The sequence below is a fragment of the Micromonospora sp. NPDC005367 genome (assembly GCF_040606825.1).
Taxonomy (GTDB): Bacteria; Actinomycetota; Actinomycetes; order Mycobacteriales; family Micromonosporaceae; genus Micromonospora.
Window position 1 is genome coordinate 1 of sequence record NZ_JBEXFP010000018.1, and the last position, 14,098, is coordinate 14,098.

The following is a 14,098-nucleotide window of genomic DNA, read 5'->3' on the forward strand; positions in this document are numbered from 1 at the left end:
GCGACTGGCCAGTACGTCCGGCGAGTCGCCCCGCAGCAGCGCGTCCACCAGCAGCGCCTGCAACCGGGCGTCCCAGGCGCCGCGCGACTCGGCGGGCGATGAATCCCGTACCTCGGGCGCACCTAATTAGTGCTGCGGCTGCTCCGCGTCGAGCCGGGCACGCAGCGCGTCCAGCTCGGCCCAGAGGACACCGGGCAGCTTGTCGCCGAACTTCTCGAACCACTCGGTGACGAGCGGCAGTTCCTGACGCCATTCCTCCGGGTCGACCTTGAGCGCGATCCGGACGTCCTCGGGCGTCATGTCCAGGCCATCGACGTCCAACGCGTCCTGCGCGGGCACCATGCCGATCGGCGTCTCCACCGCCTCGGCGCGTCCCTCGATCCGCTCGACGACCCACTTGAGAACCCGGGAGTTCTCGCCGAACCCGGGCCACAGGAAGTTGCCGTCCGGGTCCTTGCGGAACCAGTTGACGTAGTAGATCCGCGGCAGCTTGGACTCGTCGCCGTCGACGCCCTTGCCCATCTCGATCCAGTGCCGGAAGTAGTCGCCGCCGTGGTACCCGATGAACGGCAGCATCGCCATCGGGTCACGCCGCACCACACCGACCGCGCCGGACGCGGCGGCGGTGGTCTCCGAGGAGAGCGTCGAGCCCAGGTAGACGCCGTGCACCCAGTCGCGGGCCTCGGTCACCAGCGGGACCGTGTCCCGGCGGCGACCACCGAACAGGATCGCGTCGATCGGTACGCCGTTCGGGTCGTAGTAGTCCTCGGCGAGGATCGGGCACTGCGTGATCGGGGTGCAGAACCGGCTGTTCGCGTGCGAGGAGAGGCTGTCGCTCTCCGGCGTCCAGTCGTTGCCCTTCCAGTCGATCAGGTGCGCGGGCGGTTCGCCCATCCCCTCCCACCAGATGTCCCCGTCGTCGGTCAGGGCCACGTTGGTGAAGATGGAGTTGCCCCGGTCGAGCGTGCGCATCGCGTTGGCGTTGGTCTTCCAGTCGGTGCCGGGCGCGACACCGAACAGGCCGTACTCCGGGTTGACGGCGTAGAGGCGGCCGTCCGGGCCGAACCGCATCCAGGCGATGTCGTCACCGATCGTCTCGACCTTCCAGCCGGGGATCGTCGGCTCCAACATGGCCAGGTTCGTCTTGCCGCAGGCCGACGGGAAGGCGCCCGCGATGTGGTAGACCCGCCCCTCCGGCGAGGTGATCTTCAGGATCAGCATGTGCTCGGCGAGCCAGCCCTCGTCCCGGCCCATGACGCTGGCGATGCGCAGCGAGTAGCACTTCTTGCCGAGCAGCGAGTTCCCGCCGTAGCCGGATCCGTACGACCAGATCTCCCGGGTCTCCGGGAAGTGCGAGATGTACTTCGTCTCGTTGCAGGGCCAGGCCACGTCCTGCTGACCGGGTTCGAGCGGCGCACCGATCGAGTGCAGCGCGTGCACGAAGTCCGCGCTGTCGCCCATGGCGTCGAGGACCTTCCTACCCATCCGGGTCATGATGCGCATCGAGGCGACCACGTACGGGCTGTCCGTGATCTCCACACCGAACATCGGGTTCTTCGCCTCGACCGGTCCCATGCAGAACGGAATGACGTACATCGTCCGGCCGCGCATGGAACCGCGGTAGAGGTCGGTCATGGTGCGCTTCATCTCGGCCGGCGCCATCCAGTTGTTGGTGGGGCCGGCGTCCGCCTCGTCGACGGAGCAGATGAAGGTCCGTTCCTCGACCCGGGCCACATCCGAGGGATCGGTGCGGGCGTAGAAGGAGTTCGGCTTCTTCTCCGGGTTCAGCCGGATCAGCGTGCCCGCCTCCACCAGCTCATCGGTGAGGCGACGCCACTCCTCGTCGGACCCGTCCACCCAGACGACCCTGTCCGGGGTGGTCAGTTCCGCGACCTCACGGACCCAGGCGAGAAGTTTGGGATGGGACGTCGGGGCCTGATCAATACCCCGAACAACAGCCGGAGCAACCATGACACATCTCCTTGTGGTCGACGCTGACCGATCTGTGGGATGCACGAGTGTCGGCGGGCGGGAACCGCTTCGCCTTCGTGGAAACCTGGGATTTGGCTCAGCGTAAACCGGGCAGCCTCCCCAGTCAGTGGGACTGGTTGTGAAGAACTGCACAAGGTACGGCCACGCTGCGGCATCGCGATCTGATACCCGTTTTTACGCGCAGTTTCACGCAAATCCTGCAGAGAACCTCTGCCGGTGCGGTATCCGAAGGAGCCTGGCCCGGCCCTCCGGGCGTCGATGCGTCAGGTCGTACGCTTCCGCCGATCCGCCCCGTGCGAGGGTTCGGACGATTACACTCTGTTCATGTCGACTGCGGTCGCCGCGGGTGCCGCCGATGCCGGTCGTCCCCACTCGTCGTTGCTACCGGTGCCGCATGCCCTCAGCCGGTAGGCTCAGCGCGTGGCCGCGACGATGACGGGAGAGCAACAGGGCTCTCCACCGACACGCAGGGGCCTACGCCGAGCGCTCTTCGACCGGTTCGGTCACCTCGTCCACGAGCTGAGCAAGTTCGCCACGGTGGGCGGGATCGCCTTCCTGCTCGACTTCGCGCTCTTCAATTACCTGACCGTCGCGCAGGGTCTGGAGCAGGTCACCGCGAAGACCATCTCCACCGTGATCGCCGCGACCGTCGCCTTCATGGGTAACCGGTTCTGGACGTGGCGGCACCGCCAGCGCAACAACCCGGCGCGCGAGTACGCGCTCTTCTTCTTCTTCAACGGGGTTGGCCTGGGCATCGCTGTCGCATGTCTCGCCATCAGCCGGTACGGGCTGGGCAACGTCTGGCCGGAGGTGTTCCGCACCCCGCTGGCCGACAACATCGCGAGCTTCATCGTCGGCACCGGGCTCGGGACGCTCTTCCGATTCTGGTCCTACCGACGGTTCGTCTTCCCGGAAGCGGGAACCCCAGCCGTTCCGGAAGTGACGTACGACCGAGACCACAGGGCGTGACCTGCCGCCCAGCCAGTCCGGCCGGAGACTGCCGGCCCAAACCACTGTCTTAAGGTGTTCCGCATGCGTCTTGTCCGTCTGCTGCCCGAGCGCTGGCAGAAGTTCGTCCACGAGGCGCTCAAATTCGGCATCGTCGGTGGCATCAACACCGTCATCAATTACGCAGTGTTCAATGCACTGGCACTGACCGTTTTCGCGGACGGTCAGCTGAAGGCGACCGTGATCGCCACAGTGGTGGCGACGATCACGTCGTATCTGATGAATCGCCACTGGACATACCGGGATCGCCCGAAGTCAGCGCTTCGGCGTGAGTATGTCCTATTCTTCCTCTTCAACGCGACCGGCTTGATCATTGAGCTCGGTGTCCTGGCCGCAGCCAAGTACGGCCTCGGTGTTACCAGCCTGCTGGCGTTGAACTTCGCGAAGACCGGTGGCGTGCTGCTGGCCACGATGTTCCGATTCTGGTCCTACCGGACGTTCGTCTTCCAGCCGGCACCTGCTCGGGACGAGACGACCTGGCACGGTGTTCCGCGGGACGAGTGGGACACGATGGCCGAGATGGACCCCGTCGCCGAGTTGGCCGAGTCCGTCTCCGAGCTCGAGGAGGCCCAGCCTCCGGCGGCCGGCGACCGACCCACGTCGCCCAACGGCAACACTCCGCCGACCCAGAAGCGGCTGCCGCGGCTGGCCGACACGGACCTGGACGCCGCGTTAGCCGCAGAGTTCGAGCCGATCACCCGCCCCCGCCCCCGCCGCTGACCCCAAACACCCACCCGGCCCAGGCCGGCCCCAGCGGGGGATCATGAAGTTGTTGCCGCCACAGTCGGCGTGTCGCGACAACAACTTCATGATCGACGGCTCGGGGGGTGAGCCGGGTGGAGACGATGCCGGGTCAGGCGGAGGGGTCGCGCAGGGGCTTGCCCTCGCGCATGTCGGCGAGGATCTCACGCATCTCGCCGTCGCCAAGCGAGTGCTTGTCGTGCTGCTCCTCGACCAACTCGTAGAGCTTCGTCTGCACCTGCCCCACCCGCGGCACGTCGGCGAGGACAGACTGACCGCGCTCACCAGCCGACTCGATGGTGAGCGTGCCCGCGCCGAGCAGCCGCTCGATGAACTTCTGGCTCATCGAGTGGTCGTTGACCCGGGTGAGCGGGATGTCCCGCCGATCGCGGGAGAAGACGCCGTGCTGGAGCAGCACCCGCTCGTTGGTGAAGAGGTAGTGGGTGGTGCGCCACACCAGGAACGGCCAGAGCGCGAACCAGAGCACCGCCACCAGGGCGAGCACACCGATCACGGCGAGCCCGATCGACCCGCCGGTACCGTCAGGAAGCAGGACCATGCCGGCCACCACCGCGGCGACGGCCAGCACCAGCGCGACCACCGGCCCGATCAGGGCCTTCCAGTGCGGGTGCAGGTGCAACACGACATGCTCGTCCTCGGTGAGCACGTCTTCAGGGAACGCCACACGAACCTCCTCGCAGAAACGGACGCGGTGACCGTAACCGGCCACCGCACATCCGACCATCACCCGCCCGGTCGGCCGTGACTGGCCCCCCATGATCCTGCCGATCGGCACCCGGCGCGCCGCACGAACGTCCCGACCCCACGGCGGACGCCCGCCGGCCACACGAACGCGGTCAGCGCAGGTGCAGGACGTCACCGGCGGCCAGATGGCGCGGGCCCTCCGACGTCTCGACCACGAGTTGGCCGTCCGGGTCGACTCCCGTCGCGGTGCCGGTCAGCTCACCGCCGTCTGGGAGCAGCACCCGTACCGGCCGGTCGATCGTCGAGCAGGCGGCCACGTACGCATCCCGGAGACCACTGGCGATCGCATCCCCACCGGCGGTACGCCAGCGGTCGTACCAGTCGGCCAGCGAGCGCAGCAGCGACCGCAGCAGCGGGTCACGGTCGGTCGCCGCGGCACCGGCCAGTTGCAGCGAGGTGGCCGGCAGCCCGGTGGGATTCTCGGGCAGCTCGTCGGCGCGGAGCGTCACGTTCAGCCCGATACCGATGACGACGGCCGGCGGCTGGGCCGACGACGTGCCCGGCACGGCCTCGGCGAGCACTCCGGCGCACTTCGCGTCGCCGATCAGCAGGTCGTTCGGCCACTTCAGCGTGGCGTCCAACTCGGCCAGGCGAACCACCGCCTCCACGAGCGCGACACCGGCCAGCAACGGCAGCCAGCCGTACCCGGTGTTCGGTGCCGCCGGCCAGCCGCGCTCCGCGACCGCCTCCCCGGGCCGGAGCAGCACACTGGTCGCGATGCCCGCGCGCGGCGGCGACTGCCACGTCCGACCCCGCCGGCCACGCCCGGCGTTCTGCCGCTCGGCGACCACCACCAGCCCCTCGGGTTCACCCGCCCGCGCCGCCTCGGCCGCGTCGGCGTTGGTGGAGCCGGTCTCGGCTCGCAGCTCCAGCCGGGTCCACGGCCCGTGCGGGGCGACCAGCGCCCGGCGCAGCCGGGCCGCCGACAGCGGCGGTCGGTCCAGATCGGTGTACGGAGAGCCCGGCATTCCGCCAGCCTACGGCGGGGGTGAGCAAGCGTACTGAGGTGTACTGCACAGCGGCTCGGCCCTGAACCATCGTTATATTCCGTGGGTGACTACCGACACCGGGATGAACACCCACACCACCGCGGGCAGGTTGGCTGACCTGGAGCGCCGGGTCGACGAGGCGGTGCACGCCGGGTCGGCGCGGGCGGTCGAGAAGCAGCACACCCGGGGCAAGAAGACGGCTCGGGAACGGATCGAACTGCTGCTCGACGAGGGCTCGTTCGTCGAGCTCGACGAACTGGCCCGGCACCGTTCCACCAACTTCGGCCTGGAGAAGACCCGCCCGTACGGCGACGGTGTCGTGACCGGCTACGGCACGGTGGACGGCCGGCAGGTGTGCGTCTTCGCCCAGGACTTCACCGTCTTCGGCGGGTCGCTCGGCGAGGTCTTCGGCCAGAAGATCGTCAAGGTGATGGACCTGGCCATGAAGATCGGCTGCCCGGTGATCGGCATCAACGACTCCGGCGGCGCCCGCATCCAGGAGGGCGTGGCCAGTCTCGGCCTCTACGGGGAGATCTTCTTCCGCAACGTACGCGCCTCCGGTGTCATCCCGCAGATCTCCCTGGTGATGGGGCCGTGCGCGGGCGGCGCCGTCTACTCCCCCGCCGTCACCGACTTCACCGTCATGGTCGACCAGACCTCGCACATGTTCATCACCGGCCCCGACGTCATCAAGACGGTCACCGGCGAGGACGTGGGCATGGAGGAGCTGGGTGGGGCGCTCACCCACAACACCCGCAGCGGCAACGCGCACTACCTCGCCACCGACGAGGAGGACGCGATCGAGTACGTCAAGGCGCTGCTGTCGTACCTGCCGTCGAACAACCTGGACGAGCCGGTCACCTACGACGCTCCCGCCGAGCTCGAGGTCACCGGCGCCGACCGGGAACTGGACACGTTGATCCCCGACTCGGCCAACCAGCCGTACGACATGCACCGGGTGATCGAGCACGTGCTGGACGACGGGGAGTTCCTGGAGGTCCAGCCGCTCTACGCGCAGAACATCGTCGTCGGCTACGGCCGGGTCGAGGGTCGGCCGGTCGGCGTCGTCGCGAACCAGCCGATGCACTTCGCCGGCACATTGGACATCGCCGCGTCGGAGAAGGCCGCCCGCTTCGTACGCACCTGCGACGCGTTCAACATCCCGGTGTTGACCTTCGTGGACGTTCCCGGCTTCCTGCCCGGCACCGGGCAGGAGTGGGACGGCATCATCCGCCGGGGGGCGAAGCTGATCTACGCGTACGCCGAGGCCACCGTGCCGAAGGTCACCGTGATCACACGGAAGGCGTACGGCGGCGCGTACGACGTGATGGGCTCGAAGCACCTCGGCGCGGACCTGAACTTCGCCTGGCCGACCGCGCAGATCGCGGTGATGGGCGCCCAGGGTGCGGTGAACATCCTCTACCGCTCCGAGCTGGCGGGCGCCGAGGACCCGGCCGCGGTGCGGGCCGAGAAGATCGCCGAGTACGAGGACACGCTCGCCAACCCGTACGTCGCGGCCGAGCGCGGGTACGTCGACTCGGTCATCCCGCCGCACGAGACGCGCAGCCAGATCGTCCGCGCGCTGCGCGTGCTGCGCACGAAGCGCGAGACCCTGCCGCCGAAGAAGCACGGCAATATTCCGCTGTAGTCCAGCTGCCGGGGCGCCCGCGGGTGCCCCGGCAGCGTCAGCAGCGCCGGTCGGCGTCGGCGCACATGCGCCGGGCCACCGTCCTCGCCAGCTCGCGTAGCTGGTCGTCGGTGAGATGCGGCTGGTCGATGATCGGGCGAACAACCCCGGCGTAGGGTGTTCCGCCCACTGCGACCAGGTCGCCTACCTGCACCACGAACAGCACCGCCGCCGGCGATTCTCGTCGGGTGAGCTGCATGGGCGAGCTGTTCGAGGACGTGACTCGGCGCAGCAGGAGCGCTCGGTCGCCGGCGAAGTCGCGCGCCACGACCTGCCAGCCGTACTCGATCGCGGTTGCTCCGGACTGCTCGTCAGGCTGAATCGGCGGCCGCCACCAGGAGCAACTCGACACGGAACGTTCGAGATCGGCGAGGATTCGGTCGGCCTCGTCGGCGTTCACCCGGTAGACGTCCTGTGTGAGCACCGACTCCACGGTCAGGCGACCGGCGCTCCCCGGAAACCGCATTTGGCTACGGGACCGCGAGTAGCGGGACACCACCGGAGTCACGGACAATCCGTGCTCCCTCGCGCACTCGTCGAGCAACGGGTCGACCCGCACCGTCTCCCGGGCACCGGATTCTCCGACCTCGCTATCTGTCGGCACCGGCAGATCGGACTTCGACAATAGGGCTTCGGCGGGTACCCCGGCACTGGTCGCACCGGCTCCGTCCCCGCTCGCGACGACCGTGCCCGCCTGCCCGGGGCGGTTGACCCACGTAACGGTGGCACCTGAGAACACCAGTACGGCTACCGCCGCGGTCAGAGCCCTCCGCCGGCTGCGTCGGCGTGCACGGGCGCGCAGTTCGCTCGACTCGGCCCAGCGCACGCTCCGCAGATCGCGGTGCATGATCTCAACGAACGACGGGTCCTCGTCACGCATCGGCGGCCTCCTCCAGGTCCGAGACGGCAAGCAGCCCGGCGAGCGCGGTGCGCCCGCGGGAGAGCCGGGCCTTGACGGTGCCCACCGGGGCGTCGGTCTGCCGGGCAACCTCCGCCACCGGCATGCCGAGCAGGTAGTAGAGCGCGATCGCGGTGCGCTGCTCCTCGGGGAGCCGGCGCAGCGCGGCCACCACGTCCACGGTGTCGGTGCCAGGGGCAGGGGTCGTTTCGACGGCACCGTGCCGCAGGTATGCCCGGGCCCGGCTGCGCAGGCTGCGCCACCGGCTCACCGCGATCCGGGAGGCGACGACCCGGGTCCACGCCTCCGGGTCGTCGTAGCCGCTCACCGTCGACCAGCGCTGCCAGGTCCGGATGTACGCCTCCTGCACCGCGTCCTGCGCCTCGGCGAGGTTGCCGGTGAGCACGTACACGAAGCCGAGCAGCCGTTGCCGGCTGCCTCGGTAGAACTCGTCGAACTCTTCGACGTCCGGCACCTGGCTACCTCCCCCGTGGCGGTCGCAGGGGACACGCGCCGGACGGTGTGCGTGGTTGCCCGCTCAGTCGAGCATTTTCTCCAGTTCGGCCAGCGGGAACTCACCGGCCGGGATCCGCTCCCGCACGGCCCGGCGGACCGCCTGCTGTATCGCGGCGTTGACCGGCGTCGGTACTCCGTGCAGCCTGCCCAGCAGCACGACCTCGCCGTTGAGGTGGTCGGTCTCGACCGAGCCGGCGCCCCGGGCCAGGCTCTGCCAGGTGGATCCGCCGGAGCGTTGCTCGCCGCCGACCGGCCGGTGCTGCACGAGGTCGCCGCGTTCGGCCGCCTCGTCCGTCTGGCTGGTGTACGCGATGCCGGCTGCGGCCAGTGCCGCCTCGCCCTCGGCCCGGACCCGGCCGGTCAGCTCCGTGGGGATGTCCCGGCCGAAGAGCGCCTGGAGCCCGTTGCCGAGGTTCCCGAGGAGCTTGCCGTACTTCCAGCGCATCACGTCCGGCCGCACCGGCGCGACGAAACCGGCGGCGGTCAGGTCGGCGGCGACCGCGCGATCGGTGTCGTCCGAACCGGACGGATAGCGACCGACGTGCAGCACCCCCGGATGCGGATGCCCGTTGGCCACGACGACGCCGGGTTCGAGGTGGGTGGCGGGGAGCCAGACGCAGACGCCGTGCACCCGGGCGAAGAGCCGCAGTGCGGCGGGCTCGTTGACCACGCCGTTCTGCGCGGTGAACAGGGGTAGCCGCTCGCCCGCGGTTCCGCCGCCGTCCACCGGGGCGTCGACCCAGGCGGCCAGGGCCGCGGCGGTGTCCTGCGACTTGACGGTGAGCACGAGCACGGTGTCGGGTGGCAGGGGACGCCCGTCCGGGTCGTCGACCGCCGGCAGCCGTACGGTGCGTTCCTGCTCCGGCTGGCGAAGGGTCAGGCCGCGTTCCCGGAGCGCGGCCAGGTGCGCTCCCCGCGCCACAAGTGTGACGTCGTGACCGGCCGCCGCGAGCCGCCCGCCGATGGTCCCGCCGACGGCGCCGGCCCCAATGATCACGTACCGCATGCGGCCCATTCTGCCCCGTCCCGCTCTCTGCGACCTCGTGTGGCGCGGCGCCCGCCCGGCCGCCGGGACCGCCGAACCGGGTGCGGTCAGCGGGTGGGCAGGAGGTTGCCGTCCAGAAGGGGATCGGCCAGGAGGGTGGCGCCGACAACCAGCACGACCAGGTTGACCAGGGCGAAGACGGTGACCCAGAAGAACGCCGGGAACGGGGTGAGTCCGGCGAGCTGGTCGGCGTCGGAGGCGGGCATACGCCCCCGGGACCGCAGCCGTTGCAGCTCGACCACCGGCCGTACCCCGCCGAGCAGCAGGAACCACACCCCGGTGTACGCGAACGCGGCCTGCACCTGCGGCGAGGTGTACCAGGAGACGGCGAGCACCACACCGCCGGTGACGAGCAGCGACACCACGCCGAAGGCGTTGCGGATCATCACGAGCATCGCGAGCAGCAGCACGACGGCCACCCACAGCAGCAGCGTGATCCGGTTTCCGCCGAGCAGCCAGGCGCCGGCCAGTCCGACCAGCGGTGGGGCGACGTACCCGGCGAGCAGCGTGAGGATCATGCCCGGCCCGGAGGGACGGCCGGCGGAGAGGGTCAGTCCCGAGGTGTCCGAGTGCAGCCGGATGCCGCGCAGCTTTCGGCCGGTGAGCAGGGCGACCAGCGCGTGGCCACCCTCGTGGGCGATGGTGATCGCGTTGCGCGCGACCCGCCACGGCAGGCGGGTGGAGACCACCAGCAGCGCGGCGAGCCCGGTCAGCACGACCAGCAGCGGCGGCGGGTCGGGCTGCGCGCCGAGCAGCCGGTCCCACAGGTCGGTCAGCCCGTCGAACGACAACATGGGGCGCGAGCCTACCGGTTCGACCCGCCGACGATCACCTGTGTTACCCAGGGTGACTCGTCGCGCACGTCACGTCCAGATCTAACGCCGTCATGCCACCGGATGAAAGTTTCTTTTGCCCCCCTTGCGATCTTGGTTGCTTACCTCCAATGATTTCCATCAATGGATTCATCCTCATCCCCCTGGAGGTATCCGTGTCCCGTACCAGATCATCGCTGCGGCGTCTCCTCGCGACCGGCCTCACCGTCGTCGCCACCGCAGCCACAGTGCTCGTCGCCACCGCCGGGCCGGCCGCGGCCGCCACCGTTCCCGGCATCGACGTCTCGCACTACCAGGGCGCCATCAACTGGACCAGCGTCCGCAACGCGGGCATCCAGTTCGCCTTCATCAAGGCCACCGAGGGCACGAGCTACAAGGACCCACGCTTCAACACCAACTACGTGGCCGCCTACAACGCGGGCGTCATCCGCGGGGCGTACCACTTCGCCCGGCCCAACATCTCCTCCGGCGCGGTCCAGGCGAACTACCTGGCCTCGAACGGAGGCGCCTGGTCCGCCGACAGCCGCACGCTCCCCGCGGCGCTGGACCTGGAGGCCAACCCGTACAGCGGCGGCTACTGCTACGGCCTCAGCACGACCGGGATGCGGAACTGGGTACAGGACTTCCTGAACACCTACCGCTCGCGCACCGGCCGCTACGCCGTCATCTACACCACCACCAGCTGGTGGAACCAGTGCACCGGCAGCTGGAGCGGGCCGTGGGGCAACCACCCGCTCTGGATCGCCCGCTGGGCCAGCGCGCCCGGCACCCTGCCGGCCGGCGCCCCGGTTTGGAGCTTCTGGCAGTACACCAGCACGGGCAGCGTCGCCGGCATCAGCGGCAACGTCGACCGCAACTACTGGAACGGTGACCGCTCGCGACTGATCGCGCTGGCGAACAACACCCCGTGAACCAGGTGGCGGCAGCGGGACCGGCTGTCACCGTACGGTCGACAACCGGTCCGGCTGCCGCCACGCACCTGCGTGATCAGGCCCGTCGCCGGTAGCGGACGGGCGCCGCCACCCGGGCGGGCAGCGCATCCTCGTGGACCTGGGCCCCGCGCCGGACCACCAGCCAGGCGCCCACCCCGGCGACGGTGACGGCCACGACGCTGAAGAGCGCGACGAGCGCCGGGATTCCGAGGCCGGCCAGGAACAGAACGGCGTCACCGAACGCGACGAGCATCCACAGTGCCACGCGGGACCGAAAGTCCCTCCGTCGGTAGCCCATGTCGTACCTCCTTCCGTCGTCAAGGTCCAGTTACCCCGGACGGCGGGAGGTCATGCGAGGACGACTCGCATAGGCGCGGGTACCGCGGTCAGTCCCGCCGATCCGGCACGAACTCGCGGAAAATCATCTCGAAGTCGGGCAGGCTGCCGTTCCAGTCCTTCTGCGCGACCTCCCAGCGGAGGGCGAACCCCCGGTTGTGGGCGGTCACGAAACCCCGGTTCCGGACGTGGATCCGGGTGCCGTCGCGGGTCTCCAGCCAGTCCCAGTCCGCGCAGGTCCGCCACCGGCAGTCGATGGTCCGGATGCCGAGGTTCTCGTAGTTGTCGACCAGCCGATGCCGAGCCGGCTCGATGTCCCGCCACGCCTTCGCCGCGTCCGATCCCGGAGTGCTGGTCCGGTCGATCGTCAACTCCCCGACGCCGTTCGGGTCCGAGTACCGTACCCAGGTTCCGCCGGCGCTGCGCGTCCATCCCTTCGGGATCGGCAGTGAAAAGCCGACCGGATCCTTGCGCAACGACCACCCGGCCGGGAGGCCGCTGCTCGGAGAGACACTCGGGGAGAGACTCGCGCTCGGCGTCACACTCGGCGCGGCACTGGTCGGCGGCGCCGACGCGGGCGAGGACGCCGCCGGCGCGGAGGCCGACGCCGAACCGACGCTCGATCCGGCCGTCGGAGTGTCACCGCCCTCGGGGTCGTCACCACTGGTCAGCAGCGGCACGACCACCGCGAGGCCGACCAGGAGCACGGCCACCAGCACGCCGACGAGCAGGTTGCGCCGCTTGCGGTCGGACGTGGTGCCGTCGGCCACCGGGATCGACGCCCGCCCGGTCGGGGCGGCCGATGGGCTCACCGGCAGCACCGACGTCGGAGTGACCGACCGGCGCGGTGCGGGGGCGGGCCGTTCGTCTCGCCGACCGCCGGATCGCTTCGCCGCAGTCCGGTCGGCGGCGTTTCCGGACGCACCAGCGCTCTCGGTGCGCTCGCTGCCGGCCGCGGCCGCCGGACGGTCCACCTTGGCGGTGAGGTCGGCATCCTGGGCCGGCAGGTCGACCTTCGTCGTCGGCCCGTCGGCGCCCGACCGGTCGACCTTGGTCGTCGGCTCGGCATCGGCGCTCGACCCGTCGACCTTCGTCGTCGGCTCCGCGTCCACGGCCGGAAGGTCCATCTTCGCGGTCGTGCCCGCGCTGGCGGTGGACGCCGACCGGTCGACCTTCGTCGTCGGCTCGGCGTCCGCGGCCGAGCGGTCCACCTTCGCCGTCGGGTCCGCGTCCACGCTCGAACGGTCCACCTTCGCGGTGGGCGCGGCGTCGGCACCGGCCGACACCTTCGCTGCGGCGCCGGCCGCGGGTCCCGCCATGGCGGAGGCCGACGGCGTACGCGGCGCCGGCGGGGCGACGGGCGGCGCCGCGGGTTCGGCGGGACGGGGGGCCGCCACCACGGTCGGTCGCGGCAGCCGTGGACCGTTCGGCCCCGGCCTGCGTACGCCATCGAGCAGTGAGATCCCGCGCGCACGCCGGCCGTTGGCCCGCTGCAGCATGCGTTCCGCCGTCTCGGCGGTGATCCGCTCTCTCGGGTCCTTGCGCAGCAGCCCCTGCAGCACCGGCTTGAGCGGGCCGGCGTTCTTCGGTGGCGGCAGCGGCTCGGTGGCCAGCGCCGCGAGGGTGCCGATCGCCGACGGCCGCGCGTACGGAGACTTGCCCTCGACCGCGGCGTAGAGAGTGGCACCCAGCGACCAGAGGTCGGCCTCCGGCCCGGCGGTGCCGTCGTGCGCCCGCTCCGGCGCGATGTACGCAGGCGAACCGAGCACCATCCCGGTGCGGGTGACGTTCGGGTCACCCGGGATGGTGGCGAGGCCGAAGTCGGTCAGCACCACCCGTCCGTCGTTGCCGAGGAGCACGTTGCCCGGCTTGACGTCACGGTGCATCACTCCGGCCTTGTGGGCGGCCTTCAACGCGCCGAGCACACCGAGACCGATCTCGATCGCGCGAGCCGACGGCACCGGGCCGGACCCGGCGAGGGTGTCCTGCAACGACTTCGACGCGACGTACTCCATGACGATCCACGGATCGCCGTCGGTGCGCAGCACGTCGAAGATGCGGACGACGTTGATGTGGTTGAGCCGGGCGATGGCTCGCGCCTCCCGCAGCGAACGTTCCCGCATCTCACGGCGCTCGTCGTCGGTGAGGCTGGGCGGCGGGACCAGTTCCTTGATGGCCACGTCGCGGTGCAGTACCTCGTCGCGCGCCTTCCACACCCGACCCATGCCGCCCTGACCGAGCGGCGAAATCAGCCGGTATCGGTCAGCGACGAGTCGGGGAAGCGCGTTCGACATCGCAGAGACGGTACCCGGCCATGCTGACAGCCACACCGGCGGCACGCCACAGCGCGGTGAAG

General features: G+C 70.1%; 12 protein-coding genes and 1 pseudogene. 4 read left to right on the forward strand and 9 right to left on the reverse strand.

The window, feature by feature from the left end; translation table 11 throughout:
• Positions 1-126 precede the first annotated feature (126 nt).
• Positions 127-1,971 (reverse strand): phosphoenolpyruvate carboxykinase (GTP), encoded by a 1,845-nt coding sequence (locus tag ABZS42_RS15025; protein ID WP_355145460.1) that lies wholly within the window; start codon positions 1,969-1,971, stop codon positions 127-129.
• Positions 1,972-2,110: 139 nt separating this feature from the next.
• On the opposite strand from ABZS42_RS15025, the pseudogene ABZS42_RS15030 reads away from it, so the two are divergent.
• Positions 2,111-2,961 (forward strand): annotated as a pseudogene (locus ABZS42_RS15030) (GtrA family protein).
• A gap of 63 nt (positions 2,962-3,024) precedes the next feature.
• Complete coding sequence (locus ABZS42_RS15035; RefSeq protein ID WP_355145673.1) at positions 3,025-3,720, forward strand: GtrA family protein; 696 nt, start codon at positions 3,025-3,027, stop codon at positions 3,718-3,720.
• Positions 3,721-3,853: 133 nt separating this feature from the next.
• Here ABZS42_RS15035 and ABZS42_RS15040 read toward each other — a convergent pair whose 3' ends face one another.
• The gene (locus ABZS42_RS15040) at positions 3,854-4,426 is read right to left on the reverse strand and encodes a PH domain-containing protein (RefSeq protein ID WP_355145462.1); all 573 of its coding nucleotides are present in this window, start codon (positions 4,424-4,426) and stop codon (positions 3,854-3,856) included.
• Between the two features lie 172 nt (positions 4,427-4,598).
• Entirely contained in the window at positions 4,599-5,474 is an 876-nt protein-coding gene (locus tag ABZS42_RS15045; RefSeq protein WP_355145464.1) for a biotin--[acetyl-CoA-carboxylase] ligase, read from the reverse strand.
• A gap of 85 nt (positions 5,475-5,559) precedes the next feature.
• Between ABZS42_RS15045 and ABZS42_RS15050 the strand changes: the two genes are divergently transcribed.
• The gene (locus tag ABZS42_RS15050; RefSeq protein WP_355145465.1) at positions 5,560-7,143 is read left to right on the forward strand and encodes an acyl-CoA carboxylase subunit beta; all 1,584 of its coding nucleotides are present in this window, start codon (positions 5,560-5,562) and stop codon (positions 7,141-7,143) included.
• A 37-nt stretch (positions 7,144-7,180) separates the two neighbouring features.
• Here the strand turns inward: ABZS42_RS15050 and ABZS42_RS15055 are convergent, their stop codons facing one another.
• The 4 genes from ABZS42_RS15055 to ABZS42_RS15070 form a co-directional block, all read right to left on the reverse strand.
• Positions 7,181-8,062, reverse strand: coding sequence for a hypothetical protein (locus tag ABZS42_RS15055; protein ID WP_355145467.1), 882 nt, complete (start codon positions 8,060-8,062; stop codon positions 7,181-7,183).
• On the reverse strand, positions 8,055-8,555 hold the full coding sequence (locus tag ABZS42_RS15060; protein ID WP_355145469.1) for a SigE family RNA polymerase sigma factor: 501 nt from the start codon (positions 8,553-8,555) through the stop codon (positions 8,055-8,057). Before ABZS42_RS15060 ends, ABZS42_RS15055 begins: the two co-directional genes overlap by 8 nt.
• Before the next feature lie 63 nt (positions 8,556-8,618).
• Positions 8,619-9,602 (reverse strand): 2-dehydropantoate 2-reductase N-terminal domain-containing protein, encoded by a 984-nt coding sequence (locus tag ABZS42_RS15065; RefSeq protein ID WP_355145470.1) that lies wholly within the window; start codon positions 9,600-9,602, stop codon positions 8,619-8,621.
• 86 nt (positions 9,603-9,688) lie between these two features.
• Complete coding sequence (locus tag ABZS42_RS15070; RefSeq protein ID WP_355145472.1) at positions 9,689-10,435, reverse strand: M50 family metallopeptidase; 747 nt, start codon at positions 10,433-10,435, stop codon at positions 9,689-9,691.
• A 194-nt stretch (positions 10,436-10,629) separates the two neighbouring features.
• On the opposite strand from ABZS42_RS15070, the gene ABZS42_RS15075 reads away from it, so the two are divergent.
• Positions 10,630-11,385 (forward strand): GH25 family lysozyme, encoded by a 756-nt coding sequence (locus ABZS42_RS15075; RefSeq protein WP_355145474.1) that lies wholly within the window; start codon positions 10,630-10,632, stop codon positions 11,383-11,385.
• A 76-nt stretch (positions 11,386-11,461) separates the two neighbouring features.
• On the opposite strand, the gene ABZS42_RS15080 is transcribed toward ABZS42_RS15075, so the two are convergent.
• Entirely contained in the window at positions 11,462-11,704 is a 243-nt protein-coding gene (locus ABZS42_RS15080) for a hypothetical protein (RefSeq protein WP_355145476.1), read from the reverse strand.
• Between the two features lie 88 nt (positions 11,705-11,792).
• Positions 11,793-14,036, reverse strand: coding sequence for a protein kinase (locus ABZS42_RS15085; RefSeq protein ID WP_355145478.1), 2,244 nt, complete (start codon positions 14,034-14,036; stop codon positions 11,793-11,795).
• Between the last annotated feature and the right edge of the window lie 62 nt (positions 14,037-14,098).